This is a genomic window from Mesorhizobium sp. B2-2-4, from assembly GCF_006442375.1.
GTDB lineage: Bacteria > Pseudomonadota > Alphaproteobacteria > Rhizobiales > Rhizobiaceae > Mesorhizobium.
Genome location: NZ_VFWB01000014.1, coordinates 114,876 through 137,993 on the forward strand (window position 1 = coordinate 114,876; position 23,118 = coordinate 137,993).

The 23,118-nt window shown below is 62.8% G+C and carries 25 protein-coding genes and 2 pseudogenes; 18 read left to right on the plus strand and 9 right to left on the minus strand.

The genetic code is table 11. The features are described from left to right. Positions 1–146: 146 nt before the first annotated feature. From FJ959_RS27860 to FJ959_RS27870, 3 genes are all read left to right on the plus strand, one after another. On the plus strand, positions 147–1,775 hold the full coding sequence (locus FJ959_RS27860; RefSeq protein WP_140557729.1) for a DNA alkylation response protein: 1,629 nt from the start codon (positions 147–149) through the stop codon (positions 1,773–1,775). 118 nt (positions 1,776–1,893) lie between these two features. Beyond that, a complete protein-coding gene (locus tag FJ959_RS27865) occupies positions 1,894–2,442 on the plus strand; it encodes a hypothetical protein (protein WP_140633209.1) in 549 nt (182 codons plus the stop codon). Continuing rightward, entirely contained in the window at positions 2,442–2,783 is a 342-nt protein-coding gene (locus tag FJ959_RS27870; protein WP_140498754.1) for a DUF6105 family protein, read from the plus strand. The genes FJ959_RS27865 and FJ959_RS27870 overlap by 1 nt, the downstream gene beginning before the upstream one ends. On the opposite strand, the gene ruvX is transcribed toward FJ959_RS27870, so the two are convergent. After that, positions 2,701–3,207 carry a Holliday junction resolvase RuvX gene (ruvX, locus tag FJ959_RS27875; protein WP_140498752.1) on the minus strand — a complete coding sequence of 169 codons (507 nt, stop codon included), beginning with the start codon at positions 3,205–3,207 and terminating at the stop codon, positions 2,701–2,703. The genes FJ959_RS27870 and ruvX overlap by 83 nt on opposite strands. A gap of 123 nt (positions 3,208–3,330) precedes the next feature. Here ruvX and FJ959_RS27880 point away from each other — a divergent pair, with 123 nt between their 5' ends. The 6 genes from FJ959_RS27880 (at position 3,331) to FJ959_RS27905 (ending at position 7,695) form a co-directional block, all read left to right on the plus strand. Next, a complete protein-coding gene (locus FJ959_RS27880) occupies positions 3,331–4,026 on the plus strand; it encodes a metal-dependent hydrolase (RefSeq protein WP_140498750.1) in 696 nt (231 codons plus the stop codon). Positions 4,027–4,046: 20 nt separating this feature from the next. Beyond that, positions 4,047–4,463, plus strand: coding sequence for a hypothetical protein (locus tag FJ959_RS27885; RefSeq protein ID WP_140633212.1), 417 nt, complete (start codon positions 4,047–4,049; stop codon positions 4,461–4,463). Between the two features lie 88 nt (positions 4,464–4,551). Continuing rightward, positions 4,552–4,839 (plus strand): Asp-tRNA(Asn)/Glu-tRNA(Gln) amidotransferase subunit GatC, encoded by a 288-nt coding sequence (gene gatC, locus FJ959_RS27890; RefSeq protein WP_140633214.1) that lies wholly within the window; start codon positions 4,552–4,554, stop codon positions 4,837–4,839. A gap of 7 nt (positions 4,840–4,846) precedes the next feature. Next, positions 4,847–5,305: a GNAT family N-acetyltransferase gene (locus FJ959_RS27895; RefSeq protein WP_140633217.1), complete on the plus strand. Its 459-nt coding sequence runs from the start codon at positions 4,847–4,849 to the stop codon at positions 5,303–5,305. After that, positions 5,305–6,870, plus strand: a complete 1,566-nt coding sequence (locus tag FJ959_RS27900; RefSeq protein ID WP_140525252.1) for an amidase family protein — start codon at positions 5,305–5,307, stop codon at positions 6,868–6,870. Before FJ959_RS27895 ends, FJ959_RS27900 begins: the two co-directional genes overlap by 1 nt. A 27-nt stretch (positions 6,871–6,897) precedes the next feature. After that, positions 6,898–7,695, plus strand: coding sequence for a YdcF family protein (locus FJ959_RS27905; RefSeq protein ID WP_140633220.1), 798 nt, complete (start codon positions 6,898–6,900; stop codon positions 7,693–7,695). On the opposite strand, the gene FJ959_RS27910 is transcribed toward FJ959_RS27905, so the two are convergent. Beyond that, positions 7,644–8,387, minus strand: coding sequence for a DUF599 domain-containing protein (locus FJ959_RS27910; protein WP_140498738.1), 744 nt, complete (start codon positions 8,385–8,387; stop codon positions 7,644–7,646). The genes FJ959_RS27905 and FJ959_RS27910 overlap by 52 nt on opposite strands. Before the next feature lie 175 nt (positions 8,388–8,562). Here FJ959_RS27910 and FJ959_RS27915 point away from each other — a divergent pair, with 175 nt between their 5' ends. The 3 genes from FJ959_RS27915 (at position 8,563) to FJ959_RS27925 (ending at position 11,547) form a co-directional block, all read left to right on the plus strand. Then, on the plus strand, positions 8,563–9,966 hold the full coding sequence (locus FJ959_RS27915; RefSeq protein WP_140515342.1) for an L-serine ammonia-lyase: 1,404 nt from the start codon (positions 8,563–8,565) through the stop codon (positions 9,964–9,966). 69 nt (positions 9,967–10,035) lie between these two features. Next, positions 10,036–10,473: a DUF1489 family protein gene (locus tag FJ959_RS27920; protein ID WP_140498734.1), complete on the plus strand. Its 438-nt coding sequence runs from the start codon at positions 10,036–10,038 to the stop codon at positions 10,471–10,473. Between the two features lie 375 nt (positions 10,474–10,848). Then, positions 10,849–11,547: a DnaJ domain-containing protein gene (locus FJ959_RS27925; RefSeq protein WP_140633223.1), complete on the plus strand. Its 699-nt coding sequence runs from the start codon at positions 10,849–10,851 to the stop codon at positions 11,545–11,547. A 47-nt stretch (positions 11,548–11,594) separates the two neighbouring features. Here the strand turns inward: FJ959_RS27925 and FJ959_RS27930 are convergent, their stop codons facing one another. Beyond that, positions 11,595–13,028 (minus strand): D-alanyl-D-alanine carboxypeptidase, encoded by a 1,434-nt coding sequence (locus FJ959_RS27930; RefSeq protein ID WP_140525248.1) that lies wholly within the window; start codon positions 13,026–13,028, stop codon positions 11,595–11,597. Positions 13,029–13,311: 283 nt separating this feature from the next. Here FJ959_RS27930 and FJ959_RS27935 point away from each other — a divergent pair, with 283 nt between their 5' ends. The 3 genes from FJ959_RS27935 (at position 13,312) to clpA (ending at position 16,716) form a co-directional block, all read left to right on the plus strand. Continuing rightward, entirely contained in the window at positions 13,312–13,641 is a 330-nt protein-coding gene (locus FJ959_RS27935) for a phasin family protein (RefSeq protein WP_140498728.1), read from the plus strand. A gap of 270 nt (positions 13,642–13,911) precedes the next feature. Further along, entirely contained in the window at positions 13,912–14,241 is a 330-nt protein-coding gene (clpS, locus tag FJ959_RS27940) for an ATP-dependent Clp protease adapter ClpS (RefSeq protein ID WP_027051901.1), read from the plus strand. Positions 14,242–14,247: 6 nt separating this feature from the next. Beyond that, the gene (gene clpA, locus FJ959_RS27945; protein ID WP_140525247.1) at positions 14,248–16,716 is read left to right on the plus strand and encodes an ATP-dependent Clp protease ATP-binding subunit ClpA; all 2,469 of its coding nucleotides are present in this window, start codon (positions 14,248–14,250) and stop codon (positions 16,714–16,716) included. 59 nt (positions 16,717–16,775) lie between these two features. Here clpA and FJ959_RS31935 read toward each other — a convergent pair. After that, positions 16,776–17,072: pseudogene (locus tag FJ959_RS31935) on the minus strand (hypothetical protein); the annotation flags it as partial. A 26-nt stretch (positions 17,073–17,098) separates the two neighbouring features. Continuing rightward, positions 17,099–17,563 (minus strand): annotated as a pseudogene (locus FJ959_RS27950) (response regulator); the annotation flags it as partial. A gap of 115 nt (positions 17,564–17,678) precedes the next feature. Here FJ959_RS27950 and FJ959_RS27955 point away from each other — a divergent pair. After that, positions 17,679–18,320 (plus strand): chloramphenicol phosphotransferase, encoded by a 642-nt coding sequence (locus FJ959_RS27955; protein WP_140584615.1) that lies wholly within the window; start codon positions 17,679–17,681, stop codon positions 18,318–18,320. Positions 18,321–18,519: 199 nt separating this feature from the next. Here the strand turns inward: FJ959_RS27955 and FJ959_RS27960 are convergent, their stop codons facing one another. From FJ959_RS27960 to FJ959_RS27975, 4 genes are all read right to left on the minus strand, one after another. Then, on the minus strand, positions 18,520–18,954 hold the full coding sequence (locus FJ959_RS27960; protein ID WP_140498719.1) for an HIT family protein: 435 nt from the start codon (positions 18,952–18,954) through the stop codon (positions 18,520–18,522). Between the two features lie 158 nt (positions 18,955–19,112). Then, entirely contained in the window at positions 19,113–20,327 is a 1,215-nt protein-coding gene (locus tag FJ959_RS27965) for a GNAT family N-acetyltransferase (protein ID WP_140633226.1), read from the minus strand. Positions 20,328–20,382: 55 nt separating this feature from the next. Then, a complete protein-coding gene (locus FJ959_RS27970; RefSeq protein ID WP_140515351.1) occupies positions 20,383–21,111 on the minus strand; it encodes a glycerophosphodiester phosphodiesterase in 729 nt (242 codons plus the stop codon). Positions 21,112–21,122: 11 nt separating this feature from the next. After that, positions 21,123–21,587, minus strand: a complete 465-nt coding sequence (locus FJ959_RS27975; protein WP_140515352.1) for a RidA family protein — start codon at positions 21,585–21,587, stop codon at positions 21,123–21,125. 138 nt (positions 21,588–21,725) lie between these two features. On the opposite strand from FJ959_RS27975, the gene FJ959_RS27980 reads away from it, so the two are divergent. Both FJ959_RS27980 and FJ959_RS27985 read left to right on the plus strand, forming a co-directional pair. Further along, positions 21,726–22,553: a cell envelope integrity EipB family protein gene (locus FJ959_RS27980; RefSeq protein ID WP_140557709.1), complete on the plus strand. Its 828-nt coding sequence runs from the start codon at positions 21,726–21,728 to the stop codon at positions 22,551–22,553. Between the two features lie 165 nt (positions 22,554–22,718). Further along, positions 22,719–22,997, plus strand: coding sequence for a DUF4031 domain-containing protein (locus FJ959_RS27985; protein ID WP_140584613.1), 279 nt, complete (start codon positions 22,719–22,721; stop codon positions 22,995–22,997). Positions 22,998–23,118 lie beyond the last annotated feature (121 nt).

Consider the following 23,118-nt stretch of genomic DNA (forward strand, 5'->3'; position numbering starts at 1 on the left):
AAGGGGCTGCTATAGGGTGGACGTTCCATGGCTGCAAGCGCCAGCTTTGGATTGCGGCTGTTCTCCCCGGTATTTTCGTCGCGCGCCTTGGGCTATATCTAGCCGATGGCTCCGGATTCGTAGCCGCCTGGCAGTAAGGATGAAGCGTGACCGACGACGTGACGAACCAGCCGCCGCCGCTGACAGGCGGCAACGCCTGGCGGGGCGATCCGTTGCTGATCCAGCTTGCCGAGCGCTTTTCCGATCCGGTGCGCAAGGATCTCGACGGGCTCGGCCGCTTCGTGCTGACGCAGGAGGCCCAGGAACTGGCCCGCCTCGCCAATGTCGAAACGCCGAGGCTCAGGACGCATGATCGCCAGGGCCGGCGCATCGATCTGGTCGAGTTTCACCCCGCCTATCACGCTTTGATGCGCCGTTCCGTAGCCAACGGGCTGCACTCCTCGGTCTGGGAGAACGGCGATGCCGAGATCGGCCGCCGCCATCAGGTGCGCGCGGCCCGGTTCTACCTGACGGCCGAACTCGAGACCGGACATCTGTGTCCCATCACCATGACCAGCGCTTCGCTGGCAGCGCTGATGGCGAGCCCGAAACTGTTCCGCGAGTGGGCGCCGCGCGTGACGACGCGCAAATACGATCAGAGCCAAAAGCCGCCGGTCGAGAAGACCGGGCTTACGCTTGGCATGGGCATGACCGAGAAACAGGGCGGCACGGACGTGCGCGCCAATGTAACGAAGGCCGAGCGCGTCGGCAGCGGCTTCTATCGCCTGACCGGCCATAAATGGTTCATGTCGGCGCCGATGTCGGATGCATTCCTGGTGCTGGCGCAGGCGCCGGAGGGATTGTCGTGCTTCCTCGTGCCGCGCGTCCTTGGCGACGGCTCGGGCAACGGCTTCCGTTTCCAGCGCCTGAAGGACAAGCTCGGCAACCGGTCGAATGCGTCTTCCGAGGTGGAGTTCGTCAACGCGATCGGTGAGATGGTCGGCGAGCCGGGCGCCGGCGTGAAGACGATCATGGACATGGTGACCTTGACCCGGCTCGACTGCGCCGTGGCGTCTTCGGCGATCATGCGGGCGGGTCTGGCCGAAGCCGTTCATCACGCCCGCCATCGCCAGGTGTTCGGCACCAACCTGATCGAGCAGCCGCTGATGCAGCGCGTGCTGGCGGACATGGCGCTCGACGTCGCCGCTGCCACGGCGCTGTCGTTCCGTCTGGCGCGTTCCTTCGACGAGGCGGCGAGCGATCGCGGCGAGGCGGCCTTTGCCCGTGCCATGACGCCGGTCGTCAAATATTGGGTCTGCAAAATTGCGCCGCCGCTGCTCTACGAGGCGATGGAATGCCTCGGCGGCAACGGCTATGTCGAGGAGGCGCCGCTCGCCCGCTACTATCGCGAAGCTCCGGTGAACGCTATCTGGGAAGGGTCCGGCAATGTCATGGCGCTAGATGTGCTGCGCGTGCTTGGCCGCGCGCCGGGCCTATTCGAGGAGGTGCTTGCCGGCATCGATCGCGACCTGGGCGCGGGCGGACGCGGCACCATCGGTGTGCTGAAGGCGGCGATGCAAGTCGCCGCGACCGACGAAGGCTCGGCCCGCCTGCTGACGGAGCAATTGGCGCTGTCGGCGGCGGCGGCGGAATTGCGCCGGTTGGGGGCAGGGCGGATCGCCGATGCCTTCGTCGAGACGCGGCTGGCGGGCCAGTGGCGCAACACCTACGGCATGCTCGATTCGCGCCATGATGCGCGCATGATCATCGACACGCTCTATCCGCCAACCACCTGAGCAGCAGCCATGGACCACGCCTTGGTCATTCCCCCGCGCCGTTAACCTTAACAAATGGTTTCCGTTGCGAGGGCTGGCGGCAAAGCCCACTGTCATTCCTGTCGAAGCAGGAATCACGATGCGACAGGTATTGACCTCTTTTCTCGCCTTGCACTGGACGATCGTTTTCGCCCTGCTGGCGATCATCTGCATCGATGGAAACCGCGGCGTGGCCGGGGCGCTTGGGGTGCTGGGCGTGACGATCGAGAGCGCCCGCTTCGTCGACCTCGAAAATATCGTGGTGGTCGCGCCACTGGCCACGGCGCTGCTTATCGTGGCGGTGCTGTTCTTCTGGGCCTTTGTCGAGGCGCTGATCAACAATGCCAGCAATCAGGGCGCCGACAGCGTTGCCCGCGTCGCCTTCATCAGCGCTTCCGGCGTGCTTTCGCTCATCCTGGTCGGTGGCGCGGCGCAAGGCATCAACGGGCTGTTCCTGGTCGTCGCCGTGCAATTGGCCGCACTTCTAGCCTCCTATGTCGCCATGCTTGCCGAGCGCCGCACCCTGGCCGCATTGGATGAGGTCGAAATCCACGCCACGGCGCAGGGCATGGCCAGGGCCGCAGCCCACAATTCGCTGCTTTCGCTGATATCGGGCCGGCCCGAGCCGACCCGGAAGGAAGGCCGCTGATGCGTTACATCTTCGCATTGTGGGCGGCTCCGATGGCGCTTTTCTGGGGCTGGTTCTACCTGTCGCTCAACGACATGAATTTCGGCTACGTCATGCTGAGCCGGCAGTTGCATGATTTCGTCTTCCAACTCTACGGCCAGATGCTCGGCATCGACCCGGCAATCATTCCCGGTATGGTTGGAAGAGCCTGTATATTCGACGGCCTGCTGCTGCTGGCGATCTGGGCGTTTCGCCGCCGCCGTGAAATCATCGGCTGGATCAGGGGGCGGGCGGCGGTTCCGGTGCAGTTCGAGCGGCTGCACCGAGCAAGCGAAGCCGGTCCAAAACTCCCTGCAGAATAAAGGCGGCGGCGGCCGAATCGATCTTGCCGGCCCGCTTGGCGCGCGAAAAATCCATCTCGATCAGCGTCCGTTCGGCGGCTACCGTCGACAGCCTCTCGTCCCATAACAGGAAGGGAAGGTCGCTCAAGGCGGCCATGTTGCGTACGAAGGCGCGCGATTTCTGCGCGCGCGGACCTTCCGAGCCGTCCATGTTGACCGGCAGTCCAATCACCACCGCGCCGGCATTCTCCTTTTGCAGCAGATCCAGCAGCACGGCCGCGTCGAGCGAGAATTTTCGTCGCATGATGACCGGGCGCGGATGCGCGAAGGAAAAGCCACGGTCCGAAACGGCGACGCCGATGGTCTTGTCGCCGAGATCGAGCCCGGCAAGCGTCCTGCCGCCGGCCAGCCGCGCCGGCAATTCCTCGATGGTAATGATAGCCAACGGTTTTCCTTTGACCCGACAGCGCCGTCGCGGCGCTTTGAACACGCGAGGACGCCGTAACACTTTGCTCTTGAGCTGACGCCGTTCTATCCTCCGACGGAACAAAAATCGAGGAACTCGCTGATGAAACTCACTTGGTACGGACAATCCGCCTTCAAGATCGAGGTGGCGGGCGCAAGCATCCTGATGGACCCGTTCCTGAGCGGCAATCCGCTTTGGAAGAAAAGTTGGGAAGGCCCAGCCGAGGGTGTCACCCACGTGCTTTTGACGCATGGTCACGGAGACCATGTCGGCGATGCGCTCGAGATCCTCAAGAAGACCGGAGCGATGCTGGTCGCCAACCCCGAGGTCTGCGGCTATCTCGGCGGCCAGGGCGTCGACCAGAACAATATCAACCAGGGCAACACCGGTGGCACGGTGGACTGCGGCCCGTTCACGACGACTTTTGTCCAGGCATTGCATTCCTCGTCCTATGGGGACGGCATCTATATGGGCAATCCCTGCGGGCTGGTCCTGCATTTCCAGGACGACAAGACGCTCTATCACATGGGCGATACCGACATCTTCTCGGACATGGCGCTGGTCAACGAGCTGCATGAGCCGAAGATCGGCCTGGTGCCGGTCGGCGACCGCTTTACCATGGGAGGTGCTGTCGCTGCTCTCGCCTGCCGCCGCTATTTCAAGTTCGATGTCGCCGTGCCATGCCACTATGCGACTTTCGGCCTGCTCGACCAGACGCCCGACAAATTCGTCGCCGGAATGGAGGGTTCGGGCGTGAATGTCGTCGTGCCTGGGATCGGCGAGGCGGTCACACTATAAATTGAAAACGGAATTAAACCATGGGCTTGAGGAACTCTCTTTGCGTTTCGATGCCGTTTGCGGCGTCGCCGGCGCTTGCCGCGGACGATTTCATTGAAGGAGTATACCTCAAGTCCGAGGAGCTCTGCGCACAGGCCAGGAAAGATACCCTGCAGACGCTGATCGATGCCGGCAACATCGTGCTGTCGGCCCATGGCCTGCAAGGGGTCGAATACAATTGCGAGTTCTTGCAGATCAGCAAGGCGACACGCTCGCCGAGCTGGGCGGTGACGGCCATTTGCCAGGAGCCGGGCTACGTTTTTCCCGACGTGCTCTCGGTGACGCAGATGAGCCCGACTCAGATCGATCTCGTCTCCGTCCGGCCCATCGAAGACGAGAGCGAGGCGAGCGGCAACAGCGGCAGCTACTATCTGTGCGAGGGCATGGCCCCGCCGTGAGGTCATTTGCCCGATTGTGGGCATGCACATGTTGCGCGCCGCGCGCGGCGCCGCTATAGGCCGGGGCTGGTTTTCCCGAGGCACAAACATGTCCGTTGACGTCAAGACAGTGAAGCGCGTCGCGCGTCTCGCCTGCATTGCGGTGAGCGAGGAAGATGCCGAACGCATGACCGGCGAGCTGAATGCCATACTGGGCTTCGTCGAACAGCTGAACGAGGTCGATGTTTCCGGGGTCGAGCCGATGACTTCGGTAACTCCGATGGGGATGAAGAAGCGCCAGGACGTCGTCACCGACGGCAACAAGGCTGCCGACATCGTCGCCAACGCGCCTGCCACGGAAGAGAACTTCTTCCTCGTGCCGAAGGTCGTGGAGTAACAGGCCGATGGCCATCGAAATCGCCATCGAGACGCCGCTGCAGGACGATGTGCGCGGCTTGGTCGCGGAGCTCAACGAGACGCTGCTCGAACTGACGCCGCCGGAACACTGCTATCACCTGACCGTCGAGCAGATGGCCGGCCCGGACACCACGGTCTTCGTCGCCCGCGACGACGGTTTTGCAATCGGTTGCGGGGCGCTGAAGCGCCATGACGGCGCCGTCGGCGAGGTCAAGCGCATGTACACGCGGCCCACGCATCGCGGCCAGAAAATCGGCGCCAGGATCGTGGAGCGTGTCGAAGCGCTGGCGCGCGAGGAAGGATTGAAGCGTCTGGTGCTGGAGACGGGCGATCGCCATCCTGCCGCCTGGGCTGTCTATGAACGTTCCGGCTTCTCGCGTTGCGGTCCGGTGCTGGATTATCCCGATTCCGAGTGGTCGGTGTTTTACGAAAAGAGCCTTGCCTGATGAGCGACCTGACCCGACTGACGATTTCGCAGGCCCGCGCCAAGCTGCGCGCCAAGGAAATCACCGCGACCGAGATCGCCGACGCCTATCTTGCTGCGATCGAGCGCGCCAATCCGGCGCTCAACGCCTACGTCGTGGTGACCGGCGACAAGGCGCGCGACATGGCCAAGGCCTCCGACGCCAGGCTGGTCAAAGGCGAGGGCGGTGCGCTGGAAGGCATTCCGCTCGGCATTAAGGACCTGTTCGGCACCGAGGGCGTGCACACCCAGGCCTGCAGCCATGTGCTCGACGGTTTCAAGCCGCATTACGAATCGACCGTCACCTCCAATCTGTGGGCTGACGGGGCGGTCATGCTGGGCAAGCTCAACATGGACGAGTTCGCCATGGGCTCGTCCAACGAGACGTCCTATTACGGGCCGGTGGTCAACCCGTGGCGGCGTTCGCGCGTCGATACGATGGTGATGCCGACCACGCATCAGGGCGATGGCGGCTTCGTTTCGGCCGGCGGCACCAGGACCGCGCGCACCCTGGACAATGCGCAGCTGGTGCCGGGTGGCTCGTCGGGCGGCTCGGCCTCCGCCGTCTCGGCTTTCCTGTGCGCGGGCGCCACGGCCACCGACACTGGCGGCTCGATCCGCCAGCCGGCCGCGTTCACCGGCACGGTCGGCATCAAGCCGACCTATGGCCGCTGCTCGCGCTGGGGTATCGTCGCCTTCGCCTCGTCGCTCGACCAGGCCGGGCCGATCGCGCGCGACGTGCGCGATGCCGCGATCCTGCTCAGATCGATGGCCTCCGTCGATCCGAAGGATACGACCTCGGTGGACCGGCCGGTGCCGGACTACGAGGCGGCGATCGGCAAGCCGATCAAGGGCATGAAGGTTGGGATTCCCCGGGAATACCGCGTCGACGGCATGCCGGAGGAGATCGAGGCCCTTTGGCAGAAGGGCATTGCCTGGCTCAGGGATGCTGGCGCCGAGATCGTCGACATCTCCTTGCCGCACACCAAATACGCGCTACCGGCCTATTACATCGTGGCGCCCGCCGAAGCCTCGTCCAACCTTGCGCGCTATGACGGCGTCCGCTACGGCCTTCGCGTGCCGGGCAAGGACATCGTTGAGATGTATGAGAAGACCCGCGCCGCCGGCTTTGGCCGCGAGGTCAAGCGCCGGATCATGATCGGCACCTATGTGCTGTCGGCGGGCTATTACGACGCCTACTATCTGCAGGCGCAGAAGGTGCGCAATCTGATCAAGCGGGACTTCGAGAACGTCTTTGCCGCCGGCGTTGATGTCATCCTGACACCGGCGACGCCATCTGCCGCCTTCGGCATTGCAGACGAGGACATGGCTTCCGATCCGGTGAAGATGTACCTGAACGACATCTTCACCGTCACCGTGAACATGGCGGGCCTGCCGGGCATTGCGGTGCCCGCCGGCCTAGACCCCAAGGGCTTGCCGCTCGGCCTGCAACTGATCGGCAGGCCGTTCGAAGAAGAGACGCTGTTCCAGACCGCTGCCGTCATCGAGCAGGCGGCCGGAACGTTCCAGCCGGAGAAGTGGTGGTAGGATCGTTTCTCATCTAAGGGGTGAGGGATGTTCTTTTATCTTTCGAAAATCTTCTGGTTCTTTATCCAGCCGCTCAACCTGACGATCTTCCTGCTGCTGGCGGGGCTGGTCTCGGCATTTTTCGGCCGCCCGCGGCTGGCAGCCACCGGCGGCGTGCTGGCGTTTTTGGTTCTGGCGCTTTCGGCCTGGACCTCGCTCGGCGCATTGCTGCTCAACCCGCTGGAGGAACGCTTTCCGCGCCCGCCGCTGCCGCAAAAAGTCGATGGCATCATCGTGCTCGGCGGCGGCTTCGAGGGCGGCATCAATCTGGTGCGCGGCGGTTATGAGCTGAACAGCGGCGGCGACCGGATGGTCGAGACGGCCGTGCTGGCGCGGCGCTTTCCCGACGCCAAGGTGGTCGTCTCCGGCGGCAATGGCGAATTGTTCCTCGACGGCGAGGGCGATGCCGCCACCGCGCCGCGCCTGCTTGGCGCGCTTGGCGTGGCGCCGGAGCGCCTGATCCTCGAGGGCAAATCGCGCAACACCTATGAAAATGCCGTCTTCACCAAGGCCTTGATAGCGCCGAAGCCGGGCGAAACCTGGCTGCTGGTCACCTCGGCCTACCATATGCCGCGCGCCAAGGCGCTGTTCGACAAGGTCGGCTTCGCGACCGTCCCGTGGCCGGTCGACTATCGAACGTCGGGAGACGAAGGCATCGGCCTGTTCCGCGACAATCCGGCCGATGCGCTGCAGGCGGCCACAATGGCGATCCGCGAATGGATAGGGCTGTTCGCCTATTGGCTGTCCGGCCGCATCGATCGGCCTTTTCCCGCACCTGGCGGCTGACCGATCACGGCGCGGCGCGCCGCCGAGAAGAACTGGCGCCGCACCAGAACGGCCAGGAGCAGAAGCGTCGACAGCACGAACACCACCGGATCGACGAACCAGCCGAGATAGCCGATCGAAAAGAACACGCCGCGCAGGCCGGAATTAAAATGCTTGCCTGCCAGCATGTTCATCTGCGCCGCCCTCCACACCGCCGTTTCGGTGACCGGGTTGCGCGAGGCTTCGCCATGCGGGATCGGCACAGCACCGATCAGGATCGAGCAATAGTTGAACAGACGGTAGGCCCAGCCGAACTTGAAGAACGAAAACGCCAGGATCAGCACCAGTCCCAGCACCTTGATCTGAAAAGCCGGGCGCGACGGGGCGCCGCCCAGAGGCAGGGTGCTCAACACCTCGAGGACGCGGTCGGAGGCACCGAGCAAGGCAAAGCAGCCGCCAAGCGCGATCAGGGAGCTGGAGGCGAAGAAGGCGGTGCCTTGCTGCAGGCCACCCATGATGGCTGTGTCGACGATGCGGATCTCACGCTCGGCCATCCGGTGCATCCAGGCTTGACGCTGCGCATTCATCGCCGTTGTCAGCGACATGCGGCTGACCAGCACGCCGTCCGAGGCGAGCGTATGCAGAACCCACGCAATGAGGAAGAACGCCAACGCCGCGAGATCGGCTGTCGAAAGATCGAGGGAATCGCCCATTGGCGGAACCTATCACATCCAGTGCGATTGCTTCGATCGTCCGCCGGCAGCGACGGTCATGTCGCTGCCGGAGCAAACAAGGTCGGCGGGCGCTGCGCCGCGCCGTTCAAAACAGCGGAAACATCGCGGGAGTTCCTATATGTAGTCCCAGAGCGGCTTCGGGAGATTGTGGCGCGTGTTCCTTTCGGTTTTCGACCTGTTCAAGATCGGCATCGGACCATCGAGTTCGCACACGATGGGACCGATGACGGCCGCCCGCCGTTTCCTCGACGAGATCGCCGGAGACGACTGGCCGCGTCCGGCCGGCGCCAAGGTTGCTCGCATCGGCGCCAGCCTGCACGGCTCGCTCGCCTATACCGGCATCGGCCATGGCAGTGACCGTGCCGTCATTCTCGGCCTTGCCGGGCAGACGCCGCAGACGGTCGACCCTGACCAGGCGGACGGCATTGTCGCTCGCATCACCGCCGACAAGCTGATTTCACCGCCCGGCCACCCCTCCTACCGTTTCGATCCGGCCGGCGACCTGGTGCTCGACCGCAAGACGCCGCTCACCGGCCACGCCAACGGCATGGCGTTTTATGCGTATGATGCCGGCGACCGCCTGCTGCTCAAGCGCATCTATTATTCGATCGGCGGCGGCTTCGTGGTTTCGGAAGAAGAGCTGCAGCGCATGAAAGCCAAGGGTTCGGTGACGACCGAAGGCAAAAAAGTCCCTTATCCCTTCAAGAACGCCCTCGAGATGCTGAAGATGGCTGGCAAGAGCGGCCTTTCCATTGCCGAGATGAAGCGGGTCAACGAGGAAACACAAATGTCGCGCGATGAGCTCGACGCCGGCCTCGACGCCATCTGGGGTGCCATGAAGAGTTGCATCGAGCGCGGCCTGTCGCAGGACGGCATCATGCCGGGCGGGCTGAAGGTGCGCCGCCGGGCCAGGCAATTGCACGACAAGCTGCAGGAGCAGTGGCAGCAGAACCGGCCCAATCCGCTGCTCGCCAATGACTGGCTGTCGATCTATGCCATGGCCGTCAACGAGGAGAATGCGGCCGGCGGGCGCGTGGTCACCGCGCCGACCAACGGCGCGGCCGGCACGCTGCCGGCAGTACTGCGCTACTGGCTGCATTTCCATCCCGAGGCCGACCAGCCCAGCATTCGCGATTTCCTGCTCACGGCAGCCGCCGTCGGCGGCATCATCAAGTCCAATGCGTCCATCTCCGGCGCCGAGGTCGGCTGCCAGGGCGAAGTCGGCTCGGCTTCGGCCATGGCGGCGGCCGGCCTGTGCGCCGTCATGGGCGGCACGCCCGAACAGGTCGAGAACGCCGCCGAGATCGCGCTGGAGCACCATCTGGGCATGACCTGCGATCCGGTCGGCGGGCTGGTGCAGGTGCCCTGCATCGAGCGCAATGCGCTGGGCGCGGTCAAGGCGGTGACGGCCGCCTCGCTTGCCATCAAGGGCGACGGCACCCATTTCGTGCCGCTGGACGCCGCGATCGAAACCATGCGCCAGACCGGCCTTGACATGAACGAGAAGTACAAGGAGACCAGCCTCGGCGGGCTGGCGGTCAATGTGGTGGAGTGTTGAGCCCGCTGGCACTGTGGAGAACTTGCTCAGGCCGTTGACGCATCCGTGCGACGGATTAAATCTTGGGCAATGGCTCTCAACCTCCTAAAGCTCTGCGTCGGCTGCGACAGCGTCGAGGATCTCGAAGAATGGATCGCGTTCCGCCTCGACGAGCGGCGCCGTGCCGGCGAACCGGCCGAGCATTGGCACACCACCCGCATGGTGCCGACGCGCGCCGATGAGGTTACCGACGGCGGCTCGCTCTATTGGGTGATCAAGGGAAGCGTCCAGTGCCGCCAGTTGATCACCGAGATTCGGCCATTCACCGATGACGAGGGCATAGGCCGCTGCCATCTGATGCTGGATCCGCAAGTGGTGCGCACCGACTGGCAGCCGCGCCGCGCCTTTCAGGGCTGGCGCTATCTAAAGCCATCGGATGCACCCGCCGATCTCGGCAAGGGCAAGCCGGGGCAGGTCGAAATGCCGCCGAAACTCCGGCGCGAGCTCGCCGATCTCGGCCTGCTCTAAATCACTATCGGCTTGTTCCGAGCAGCCCATTGGCTTGCTCCGAGCAGCCAGTTGGCTTGCTCCGGGGCAATCTGGCGGCATGGTCGGCCCGTATAGGCGGACTGCGGTTGCTGGCCCTCAATGTTGCTGTCCGTTGGACTTGCAAGCGTCGCGACAACGCCACATCTTGAAAATCATGAGCGATAGGAACCATCCGGTTTCGATATCTGACGCACTCGCGCCGACCACATCGCGCCGCGGCGTGGTGGGATGCGGACCATGTGTCGCGCAAGGTCATGATTGCGGCGCAGAAATAACACCCGGTGGCGGCATGCTCGTGTTCAGGAATAGTCTGGAAAACCGGCCGATCGCCAGGCATTCACGGGGCAGTGGAATATGGTAGGCGCGATCATCGCTGTCGTCGCATTGCTGCTGGTGCTGATGGGCCTGGCAACGGCTTTCGTGCGGGCCGACCCGAGCAGGCTTGCAGGCGACATGAGGAAGGTTGGGCCGGTTTTGCTGGCGTTGGTCGGGGGCGCCGTGCTGCTGGTCGGGCGCGGCGGTCTCGGCGGCATCATCCTGCTCGCAGCGATCGCCTGGTACGGCTCGATGCGGCTGAACCGGCGAGCCGTGATGCCGGCGCGGAGACGCTCGACCGTACGCACAGCGGCGCTGGAAATGGACCTCGATCACGATACAGGAGGCCTTGAAGGCCTTGTCCTGGCAGGCCGCCATGAAGGCAAGATGCTTGGTGCGATGGGCAAAGCCGAATTGGTGCAGCTGTTTCGCGAACTCTCCGGTGACCCGGAGAGCCGGCAACTGCTAGAGACGTATCTTGACGGCAGATTTCCCGTCTGGCGCAAAAACGCTGAGGCGCACAGTGGCGAAGGGCTGGGTATTGCGCCAGGTCCGGGCGCCATGACTAAGGAGGAGGCCTACAAGGTCCTTGGTCTTGAAGCGGGGGCCGCCGCGGCGGATGTCCGCAAGGCGCACCGCCGCCTGATGCAACGCCTGCACCCCGATATCGGCGGCACGTCTTTCCTGGCGGCGCGGATCAACGAAGCCAAGGACGTCTTGCTCTCCAATCACAACTAGTCTCCTTCGACGCAGAAATTTTCCGGGAGATATCTTCTACGCCGTCCCTACTGCTGGACGGCGTAGCACTCGATTTTCTTCTTCTTGAGGGCGGTGCAGGCCTTCCAGGCCGCGGTCTTGGAACCGAAGCCGCCGAAGCGGGCGCGGTAGTAGGTGACGCCGTCCTTGTCGAAGGCGACGGTGAAGCCGGAGGCATCTGCCAGCGCCTTGGGCGCCTGCTTGGTGGTCTTGTCGAGGAAGGCCTGGGCTTCGGACTGTTTCGGCGACGAGGCGACCTGAATGGCCCAACCCGACGGCACCGACGCGGTGTTGACCGGGTCGACGGCCGGCGCGGGCTCGGCATAAGCGGACACCACCTGTGCCGTGGCGACCTTGGGGGCGGAGACGATAACCGTCTTCACCTTCTTTGCCGGAACAACCACTTTGGTTTCTTCGGCTGCGTTATCGTCGGCGTCCTCGCTGTCGCCCTGGGCTACCGTCGCGTCGTCGGCAACGGCCTCGTCCGCGTCATCGGCGCTGGCCACCGCCATCGGCTTCTCATCCGGAGTCGGTGCGTCGTGCTTGGGCAACAGCACCTTGGCCAATGCCGTCACCGGGTTGCCGCTATCGGCCTTGGCGACCAGATCGCCGCCGCCTCGGGTCGATGCCCGCGGCAGATAGGTGTTGATCAGGGCCGCCATCTGATTGTCGCGGCTGCTGCCCGAGGTGCCGCCCATGACCACGCCGACAATGCGACGGTTGCCGTCGGAAACCGACGAAACCAGGTTGAAGCCCGAAGCGCGGGTGTAGCCGGTCTTGATGCCGTCGACGCCCTTGATGCGTCCAAGCAGGCGGTTGTGGCCGTTGATGCGCTGGCGGCCATAGAGGAAGGAGCGCTGCGAGAAATAGCCGTAATATTGTGGGAAATGTTCGCGCAGCGCGATGCCGAGCGTTGCCATGTCGCGCGCAGTGGTGAACTGGCCGGGATCGGGCAAGCCGTTGGCGTTGCGGAACACGGTGCCGTTCATACCGAGCTGCCGCGCCTTGGCAGTCATCATGCGGGCGAAGTTGGTCTCGTTGCCGCCGAGCATTTCGCCGAGCGCGGTGGCCGAATCATTGGCCGATTTGGTCACCATCGACAGGATGGCGGTCTCGACCGCCACCGATCCGCCCGGCTTCACGCCGAGCTTCGTCGGCGGCTCTGCCGCGGCATGAGCCGAGAAGACGACCGGCGAGTTCCGGCTGATCTTGCCCTTGGCCAGAGCCTCGAAAGTCAAATAAAGCGTCATCATCTTGGTGAGCGAGGCGGGATAACGCCGGGCGTTGGCATCCGAGGAGTAGAGCACCTTGCCGGTCTTGGCGTCGACCACGATGGCCGCGGACTTCGCGGCGAGCGACGGGGCCGCACTTGCAACGACGATGGTCATCGCCACGGCGATGATCATGACCGTTTTGAAAGGGGACGCGGATTTGGAAACGATGCCCGACAACGCCTGACGCACTGATAGTTCCTTTGAATTTCTTGTTGCGCTGGAGGCGGCAAAGGGATCCTGCCTCACTTCCGGGCAAGCTATCGGGGCAGCGTTACCAATCCGTTTATGGTAACCGCCGCGTTCACCATTTTCTGGTGGTTTGAGCCTCTGTTTATTCGAATTTTAGCCAGTGCCCACACCGGCTAGGACGGAAGCTGGCGATTTCTTGACTTTTGTGCGTCGCACAATATATTCGAGTGCATTGCACAAGGCGCTCGGGGCAGGGCGCATCAACCGTCCAGGGAGAATTGAAATGACGCAGACCTATGAGGACTTCAGCAAATACGGCAAAGAGTTCGCCGACACCGGCTTGAAGAGCTTCGCCTCTTTGTCCAAGGGCGCGCAGGCAATTGCGGCCGAGGCCGGCGAATACACCAAGAAGAGCTTCGAAGCCGGCAGCGCCGCTTTCGAGAAGATTGTTTCGGCCAAGTCGCTCGACAAGGCGATCGAGGTCCAGTCCGACTATGCCAAGCAGTCCTATGAGGCGTTCGTCGCCGAGGCCACCAAGATCGGCGACCTCTATGCCGAACTCGCCAAGGAAGCCTACAAGCCGTTCGAATCGATCGTTGCCAAGGCGAAGTAATTTCGTTCGGCAGTACGAGATCTGGGCCCATTGGGCCAAGACAGAGCCCGGCCGCGCCAGCGTGGCCGGGTTTTTTCATGTCAATTTCCGATCAGGGGCCTGGCTCGCCTTCACGATTGCGAAAATCCGCCAAGTTGGGCACCTAGCCATATTGTCAGCTAACCAGAAGGGCTTAAAATCGTCCATCGAACACCTACATGTCGAACTCGCATGAGGATTCGAAAGAGGCAGGATTACGTGACGATCGGTTTGACTGCCACCAGGGCACGGATGCAGAACGGCAGCGGCGACGGCAATGAGGCCGGCCGCGGCACGGCGGTCATCACGCGCACAAAGACCAAGACCAAGAAACCCAGCCTCTATCGGGTCCTCATCCTGAACGACGACTACACACCGATGGAGTTCGTGGTTCACGTGCTGGAACGTTTTTTCCAGAAGGACCGCGAAGCCGCCACACGCATCATGCTTCATGTTCACAATCATGGAGTGGGCGAGTGCGGGGTCTATACATTCGAGGTGGCCGAGACCAAAGTGTCCCAGGTCATGGATTTCGCCCGACAAAATCAGCATCCGCTGCAATGCGTGATGGAGAAGAAGTGAGGTAACATGCCGGCTTTCTCCCAAGGCCTGGAAAAGGCGCTTCACCAAGCGCTGACGCTCGCCAACGAGCGGCACCATGAATATGCAACCCTTGAACATCTGCTGCTCGCCCTGATCGACGACACCGAGGCGGCCGCCGTCATGCGCGCCTGCAATGTCGATCTCGACGAGTTGAAGCACACTGTTCTCACCTATATCGACACCGAGCTCGACAATCTGGTTACCGGCTATGACGAGGATTCCAAGCCGACCGCCGGCTTCCAGCGCGTCATTCAGCGTGCGGTGATCCATGTGCAGTCGTCCGGCCGCGAAGAGGTCTCCGGCGCCAACGTGCTCGTCGCCATCTTCGCCGAGCGCGAGAGCCATGCCGCCTATTTCCTGCAGGAACAGCAGATGACCCGTTACGACGCGGTCAACTACATCTCGCACGGCATCGCCAAACGTCCGGGCGCGTCGGAGACGCGTTCGCCGCGCGGCGCCGATGACGAGCAGGGTGGCGCGAACGGCGCCGAGCCGCAAGAGGAAGGCGGCAAGAAGAAGCAGCAGCAGGACGCGCTGACCGCTTATTGCGTCAATCTCAACAACAAGGCCAAGGCCGGCAAGATCGATCCGCTGATCGGGCGCGAGTCCGAGATCAACCGCACCATCCAGGTGCTGTGCCGCCGTTCCAAGAACAATCCGCTTTATGTCGGCGATCCCGGCGTCGGCAAGACGGCGATCGCCGAGGGCCTCGCCAAGCGCATCGTCGAGGGTGATGTTCCGGAAGTCTTGCACAACGCCACCATCTTCGCGCTCGACATGGGCACGCTTTTGGCCGGCACGCGCTATCGCGGCGATTTCGAGGAGCGACTGAAGCAGGTCGTCAAGGAGCTCGAGGATTATCCGGGCGCTGTGCTGTTCATCGACGAGATCCACACCGTCATTGGCGCCGGCGCGACGTCGGGCGGCGCCATGGATGCGTCGAACCTGTTGAAGCCGGCACTGTCTTCGGGTGCGATCCGCTGCATCGGTTCGACAACCTACAAGGAGTTCCGCCAGTTCTTTGAGAAGGACCGCGCGCTCGTACGTCGCTTCCAGAAGATCGACGTCAACGAGCCGACCATCGAGGACGCCATCGAGATCATGAAGGGCCTGAAGCCCTATTTCGAGGAGTTCCACAAGGTCCGCTACACGACGGAAGCCATCAAGGCTTCGGTTGAGCTGTCGGCGCGCTACATCAACGACCGCAAGCTGCCGGATAAGGCGATCGACGTGATCGACGAGACCGGCGCCTCGCAGATGCTGGTGCCGGAGGCCAAGCGCAAGAAGACCATCGGCATCAAGGAGATCGAAGCGACGATCGCCACCATGGCGCGCATCCCGCCGAAGACTGTTTCGGCCGATGACGAGAAGGTGCTGCAGGGTCTCGACATCGAGCTGAAGCGCGTCGTCTACGGCCAGGACACTGCGATCACCGCGCTGACCTCGGCGATCAAGCTGGCGCGTGCCGGCCTGCGCGAACCGGAGAAGCCGATCGGCTCCTATCTGTTCTCGGGTCCGACCGGCGTCGGCAAGACCGAAGTCGCCAAGCAATTGGCCGCTTCGCTCGGCGTCGAGCTGATCCGTTTCGACATGTCGGAATATATGGAACGCCACACGGTCTCTCGGTTGATCGGCGCGCCTCCCGGCTATGTCGGTTTCGATCAGGGCGGCCTTTTGACCGACGGCGTCGACCAGCATCCGCATTGCGTGCTGCTGCTGGACGAAGTCGAGAAGGCGCATCCGGACCTGTTCAACATCCTGTTGCAGGTGATGGACCATGGCAAGCTGACCGACCACAACGGCAAGCAGATCGACTTCCGCAATGTGATCCTGATCATGACCACCAATGCGGGCGCGTCGGATGCGCAGCGCGCGGCGATCGGTTTCGGGTCGACCAAGCGCGAAGGCGACGATGTCGAGGCGATCAACCGGCTGTTCACGCCGGAGTTCCGCAATCGTCTCGATGCGATCATCCCGTTCGGCTCGCTGCCGGTGCCGGTTATCCATCAGGTGGTGCAGAAGTTCGTCATGCAGCTGGAGGCCCAGCTCTCCGAGCGTGGCGTCACCTTCGACCTGTCGCCGGATGCGATCGCCTGGCTCGCCGACAAGGGCTATGACGAGCGCATGGGTGCGCGTCCGCTCGGCCGCGTGATCCAGGAGCACATCAAGAAGCCGCTGGCAGACGAAGTGCTGTTCGGAAAGCTCAAGAAGGGCGGCACGGTGCGCGTCAGCGTCGAGAAGAAGGAAACCGGCGAGACCGGCCTGAAGCTCGAATCGCTCGCCGACGAGGCACCGGTGAAGCCCAAGAAGGAAGAACCGGAAGACGCCCCCAAGCCGCGCAAGGCAGTGGCCAAGAAGCCGGCGGCCAAGAAGGCCGTCGCGCAGAAGCCCGAGCCCAAGGGCAAGGACGGTGGCAAGCGCAGCCTGGTGCCGCAACTGCCGCGCAAGAGCTGATAGTCACTCCCTCGAAAAAGCCCCGGAGACGGGGCTTTTTCATTGGCACAAAGCGACGATCACTGAAGCGCTGCTGTCGGCCCCTGGACAGCAAGCGGCGTTGGGCGGGTTTTGGCTGATTTGTCCGTCCAGGACGGTGGTGCTCCCACGTTGGCGCCGACCATGCCGAACAGGCCGGGCGCGCGGCCAAAGACCTCGCAGGCCGCGTATTTCGGCTTGCCGCCGAGGAACGATTTTATGCGTTGGCCTGACGGTATCGAGATATGCAATCCCGACGGCGCCTTGCCGGTGACGAGCATGCGCGAAAAGTCGTTTCCGAAAGTAGCGCCCAGACTGTACGCATCGCCGATCTCGGATGACGGTCTTTCCGCGCCGCTTGCCAGGCGAGCAGGACGGACAGTTCGCGTCTCGGTATATCGACGGAGCTGGACCCGACCGTCACGCTGAAATTCAGCGGGTCGATGGTGACCATGCCAACGGTAATCCGCGGCTCCTGCGCAACACCGCCCGCAGCCGCGCCATCAGTTCATCGATCAGGAAGGGTTTGCCCAGATAGTCGTCGGTGCCGGCATCGAGCCCCTCAATGCGCTCTTTCGGCTCGTTGCGGGCCGTCAGGACGATTACCGGCGCATCGACACCTGCCGCCCGCAGCCTGGGAATGAAGCTCAGTCCCTCTCCATCCGGCAATGTTCGGTCGAGCAGGATTGCCCTCATAGACGTGCTGGCACGACAGTTCGATAGCATCGCCAAGCAGCATGGTGTGATCGACAACGACGCCTTGTTTGCCAAGCGCCCTGGTGAGCGCGTCAGCCATTTCTCTTTCGTCCTCGATCAACAGAACCCGCATTGCACGTCCACGTCTCGCCGGTGCCTTGTCATCCGTCAGGATTACAGCAGCATTGCGAACAACAGCCGTTCGCCAGATGGCTGCGTGCGTTCATTTCCATGGGATGGGGAATTTTATGTCCGGACCAGGCCAGATCATCATCCTCAACGGCGCACCGCGATCGGGGAAATCGAGCATCGTCCAGGCAGTTCAGGAGAGCTTCGAGGGCCCATGGATGAACCTGGGGGTCGACACCTATGAGCAGGTCACGCCGCTGCGCTGTCGCCCGGGGATAGGTTTGCGGCCCGGCGGCGAGCGCCCGGATATCGAGGGTCTCGTGCCGAGGTTCTACGCCGCGCTCTACGAATCGATCGCCGCCCACAGCCGAGTGGGGTTGAATGTCGTGGCCGATCTCGGTCATCACGACAGCTATTCGCGACCCCTTGATTGCCTTGTCGATTGCGCCCGGCGCCTCGCAGGCCTGCCGGTTCTGTTTGTCGGTGTCCGCTGCCCGATCGAAATCATCATGCAGAGGCGCGCCGACAGTCCGGCGGGGAGGGGATATGTGACGGGATCGCCTGACGACCCTGTACCGTTGGCGGTGCGTCTGTGGCAGGAGGAGGTACACCGGCCTGGCGTGTATGATCTGGAAGTGGACACATCGCTGCTGACGCCGGCACAATGTGCGGATGCGATCCGCGGGCGGCTCAGGCAAAATGTAGAGCCTCCGACGGCGTTTGAGAGGCTTTTGGCGTTCTCCGCAAACAAGCTGTCCTGATCGCGCGCTCAGCGGCGATGAGAATGAATCTCAGCCGCGCGGCCCGCTCCTCATCTACGGCGGGCATAATCTGATTGATGTGCTCGGCGGAATGGCGATCACGCTGATGTCCCGGCGGCTCGGATCCATGATTTTCGATGCGCAACCGCGTAACCTTCCCAGACGGCCGCAGCTGCTGGGAACCACTGAAAGCCAGGCGTCAGGATAGTGGCATGGCCGCCTTTATCCGGCCGGCATTCTCGGCCAGCACCTCGGGTTTCTCCATCTGGCCCGTATGCGGCTTCAGCGCGATGCCTTCGAAGCGCGGAATGACGTGGACGTGAAGGTGATAGACGGTCTGCCCGGAAGCCGGCTCGTTGAACTGCATCACGGTGACACCATCGGCCTTGAATGCCTCGCGGACGGCGAGCGCCACCTTCTGCACGACCGTGAAAAGCGGGCCGAACGTTGCCGGATCGGCGTCGAGCAGATTGCGCGACGGCGCCTTCGGCACCACCAGCGTATGGCCCGTTCCCTGCGGCATCACATCCATGAAGGCAACGACCGCTTCGTCCTCGTAGACGCGGTGCGAGGGAATTTCACCGCGCAGGATCTTGGCAAAGATGTTGTCGGTGTCATAGGCGGTTTCGGCCATGGCGAACGCTCCGGATTGTGCCTCGCTAATTGGTGTAGCGAAGCCTCTCGTGAGCGGCAAGACGATCGGGCGAGATCGATGAAGCCGATCTCGACAGGCGTGCACTGCCAACCCAGGGATGCCGAACCTGACATATGCTCCTGCCCTGCAGGATGGGCCTACTCCTCGAGATCCTTGCGGAACGGTGTGTGCTCTTCCAGGTATTCGCCCATGCGTTCAACCTCGCGCCGTTCGCGCCTGAGATAATCGGCGACGGCGTTGCGCAGGCCGGGATGGGCGATGTAATGCGCGGAATGCATGGTCACCGGCCGGTAGCCTCGCGCCAGCTTGTGTTCGCCCTGTGCGCCCGCCTCGACCACCTTCAGCTTGCGTTCGATGGCGAAGTCGATGGCCTGGTGATAGCAGACCTCGAAATGCAGGAACGGATGATCCTCGATGCAGCCCCAGTTGCGGCCGTAGAGCGCATCGGAGCCGATGAAGTTGATAGCGCCGGCAATGTAGCGGCCGTTGCGCCTGGCCATCACCAGCAGGATGTCCTCGGCCATGCGCTCGCCGATCAGCGAGAAGAATTCGCGGTTCAGATAGGGCCGGCCCCATTTGCGGCTGCCGGTGTCCATGTAGAAGGCGAAGAAGTCGTCCCAGGCCCGTTCGGTGAGGTCCTTGCCGGTAAGCCAGTCGATGGAGATGCCGTCGGCAAGCGCCTCGCGGCGCTCCTTCTTCATGGCCTTGCGCTTGCGGGAGGCCAGCGTGGCGAGGAAATCGTCATAGGTCGAGAAGCCCTCGTTGACGAAGTGGAACTGCTGGTCGGTGCGATGCAGGAAGCCCGCCGCCTCCAGCACGTCCACGTCGCTCTCCTGCGCGAAGGTGACATGCGCGGAAGAGACGCCGAGCTTTTCCGCCACCGCCTTCAATCCCGCGGCGAGCCCGGCCTTGACGGTGCCGGAATGCTGGCCCCTGCTCACCAGCAGGCGAGGGCCGGTGACCGGCGTGAACGGTACCGAGCATTGCAGCTTGGGATAATAACGGCCGCCGGCGCGCTCGAAGGCATCCGACCAGCCGTGATCGAACACATATTCGCCCTGGCTGTGTGACTTGAGATAGCAAGGGACCGCGCCGAGCAGCGTGCCTTGACCATTCTCCAGCCTGAGATGATGACCTTGCCAGCCAGTGCGCCGCACGGCGCAGCCGGAATCCTCGAGTGCGCTCAGGAAAGCATATGAAACGAGGGGGTTATAACCGTTTTCGGCATCACTGCGCGTGGTCCCGGCGAAACCGTCCCACTCTTCGCAGGTGAAGGCGCCGATGCCCGCCGCAATGCGGATCGCATACTCCGCATCAACCGTTTGCCCGTCGCCGTCGTCGCCCTGATCCATGAGGCTTATTTAAGCTCCATCCGGACCGCTACAAGTCACGTTCTAGGCACCCATATCAAGCGACCTTGACCAGATCGGGCTCGAACCCTTCGAACGTCATCTGGTCCGCATATTTGAATGTAAGATCGACCGCCGGCTGGTCATGCACCGTCCAGGTGATGACCGGCATTTTGAGCCGTTCACGGACAAAGCTGACGAATGGATTCGGCAGGTCGCCCGCTGCGTAGGAGGTGAAGGCGATCTGATGCGCCAGCATGGCGAAATGCGCTTCGATCAGCCTGTCGTCCTTGCCATAGGCGGTCAATCCAGCCGGGATGCCCGGCGCATCCCTGGCGAAATCGCGGATCAGCCAGTGGTCGAACGACATGATCGCCACCTTGCCTTTGTAGCGCTTGAGCAGCCTACCGACGCTCGCCACAAGGCCATTGTCGTATCCAGCCACGCCTTTCAGTTCGACCACCAGCGGCACCCGCCCGTCGATCAGATCGAGCGCCTCGCGCAGCGTCGGCACATGATCAGATGTGCCGCCGACCTTGAGCGCTGCCAGTTCGGCCGCCGTGCGCTGCCAGACGAAACCGTCGTGCCCAGTCAGCCGCTGCAAGTCGCCATCATGGATAATGACGGGAACTCCGTCCGACGACAGGTGCACGTCGCATTCGATGGCATAGCCGCGTTCGGCCGCGGCGGCAAAGGCGGAGAGGGTGTTTTCCCAGCGCGTCTTGTTCATGTCGTGAAAGCCGCGATGGGCGACAGGCCGGGCAATCAGCCAGGAAAGGTCGGTCATGTCAGGCTCGCTCACTCGACTTCGAAGATCGCTTCGATTTCCACCGCGGCATTAAGCGGCAGCGAAGCCGTGCCGACGGCGGAACGGGCATGCTTGCCGCGCTCGCCGAGCGCCGCCACCAGGAAATCGGAGGCGCCGTTTGCGACCAGATGCTGCTCGAGGAAATCCGGCGCCGAGGCGACGAAGACGGTGATCTTGACCAGCCGGCGTATCTTCTCGAGATCGCCAAGTGCCGCCTTGGCCTGCGCCAGAATGTTGATCGCGCAGTATTTTGCCGCTTCCTTGCCGGTTGCTGTGTCGACGTCCAGGCCAAGCAGTCCGCTCGCCTGCAGCTTGCCGTCCTTGAGCGGCAACTGTCCGGCGGTGAAAAGCAGGTTTCCGGTCCTGCAATAGGGCACGTAGTTGGCGGCAGGCGCCGCGGCCGCGGGAATGGTGACCCCGAGGTCGCTTAGCCGCTTTTCGATTGTTTCACTCATTGCTTTTCCCTATTGCTGGAAGGTGCCGCGCCGGCCGGGCCGAAATTGCTATTTTTGCCTCGCTTCCGCCACGACTTTTTTTAAGCTGGACCATCTTTCCCTGCGGCCTGCCATCAGCCGCGATGATCGGAGCCTCTCATGCGCGCAACGCGCCTTGTATTCCATGCCGTCCTGTTGTCGGCGGTCTTTTCGATAGGTCCCGCTTTCGCCGTGCCGGCGCTGCAGGCGCATCGCGCCGTTTACGACCTTACGCTCAAGAAGGCGGACGACCGCTCCGGGATCACCGGCATTACCGGCCGCATGGTCTATGAATTCAACGGCTCGGCCTGCGAAGGCTATACGGTGAAATTCCGCTTTGTCACCCAGATTGCCACCAGCGACAACACCAAGCTGACCGACCAGCAGACGACGACGTTCGAAGACGCCGAAGGCAAGACCTTCTCGTTCGTGACCAAATCCTTCGTCGACCAGAACCTCGACAAGGAGGTCAAGGGTGTCGCCACGAAAGAAACGCAAGGGCTAAAGGTCGACATCGACAAGCCCGAGAAGAGCAGCCTGGAACTTGCCGCCACCCAGTTTCCGACCCAGCATCTGGTCGAATTGATAGACAAGGCCGAGAAAGGTGAAAACTTCTATCAAACCAATCTGTTCGACGGCTCCGAGGACGCCAACAAGGTGATGTCCACCACCGTCGTCGTCGGCAAGAGGACCGATGCCGACAAGGCCGATCCGGAAGCACCGGCGCTGGCCAAGCTTGCCACCGACAAATACTGGCCGGTCGACATCGCCTATTTCGACGACAGTGCCAAGAACGGAGAAGAAACGCCGGAATACCGGATCAGCTTCAAGCTGCACGAGAACGGCATCACCCGCGATCTAACCATGGACTATGGCGATTTCTCCATGACCGGCAAGCTGGTCAATCTGTCGCTGTTCGACCAGACGAAGGCCTGCCCGACGAAATAAGCTCCGATTTGCCTCGACGCAGCGCCGTCGTGTCCACGGCTTGACGGCGCCGAGGCGGCTTCTCATCTTCTCGAGGCCGCCGGCCGCTTCATCTTCTGTGCGAATCCCTTCTATCATCGCTCGTCGCGGGCACCTGTCGGCGAAAGAAGGAATGCGGCGAGCCTCATGGCGGTCTATGTCGACGCGGCGATCTGGAAATGGGTTGGCCATCGCTGGTGCCATCTGATGGCCGACGACACCGATGAACTGCATCGTTTCGCCACGCAACTCGGTATCAAGCGCTCATCCTACCAGGGGCCGCCGAAGACATCGGCGCCGCATTATGACATAACCGGTTTCGAGCGCGACCGCGCGGTGCGGCTCGGCGCCATCGAGTGCAGCCGCGAGGAGATCGTCGCGATCTTCCGGCGGGTGAGGGTGCCAAAGGGTAAGATAAAGCGTTGAGGGCACGCGCGGATCGCCGCAGGCGCACCGCAATGCGTCGTTGCGCTGTCGGTAGCTAATCAAGTTGTCCGGTTTGGTAGCACATGATCTGTCCGCTTCTGTTTTGGCGTCGAAGCGGTTC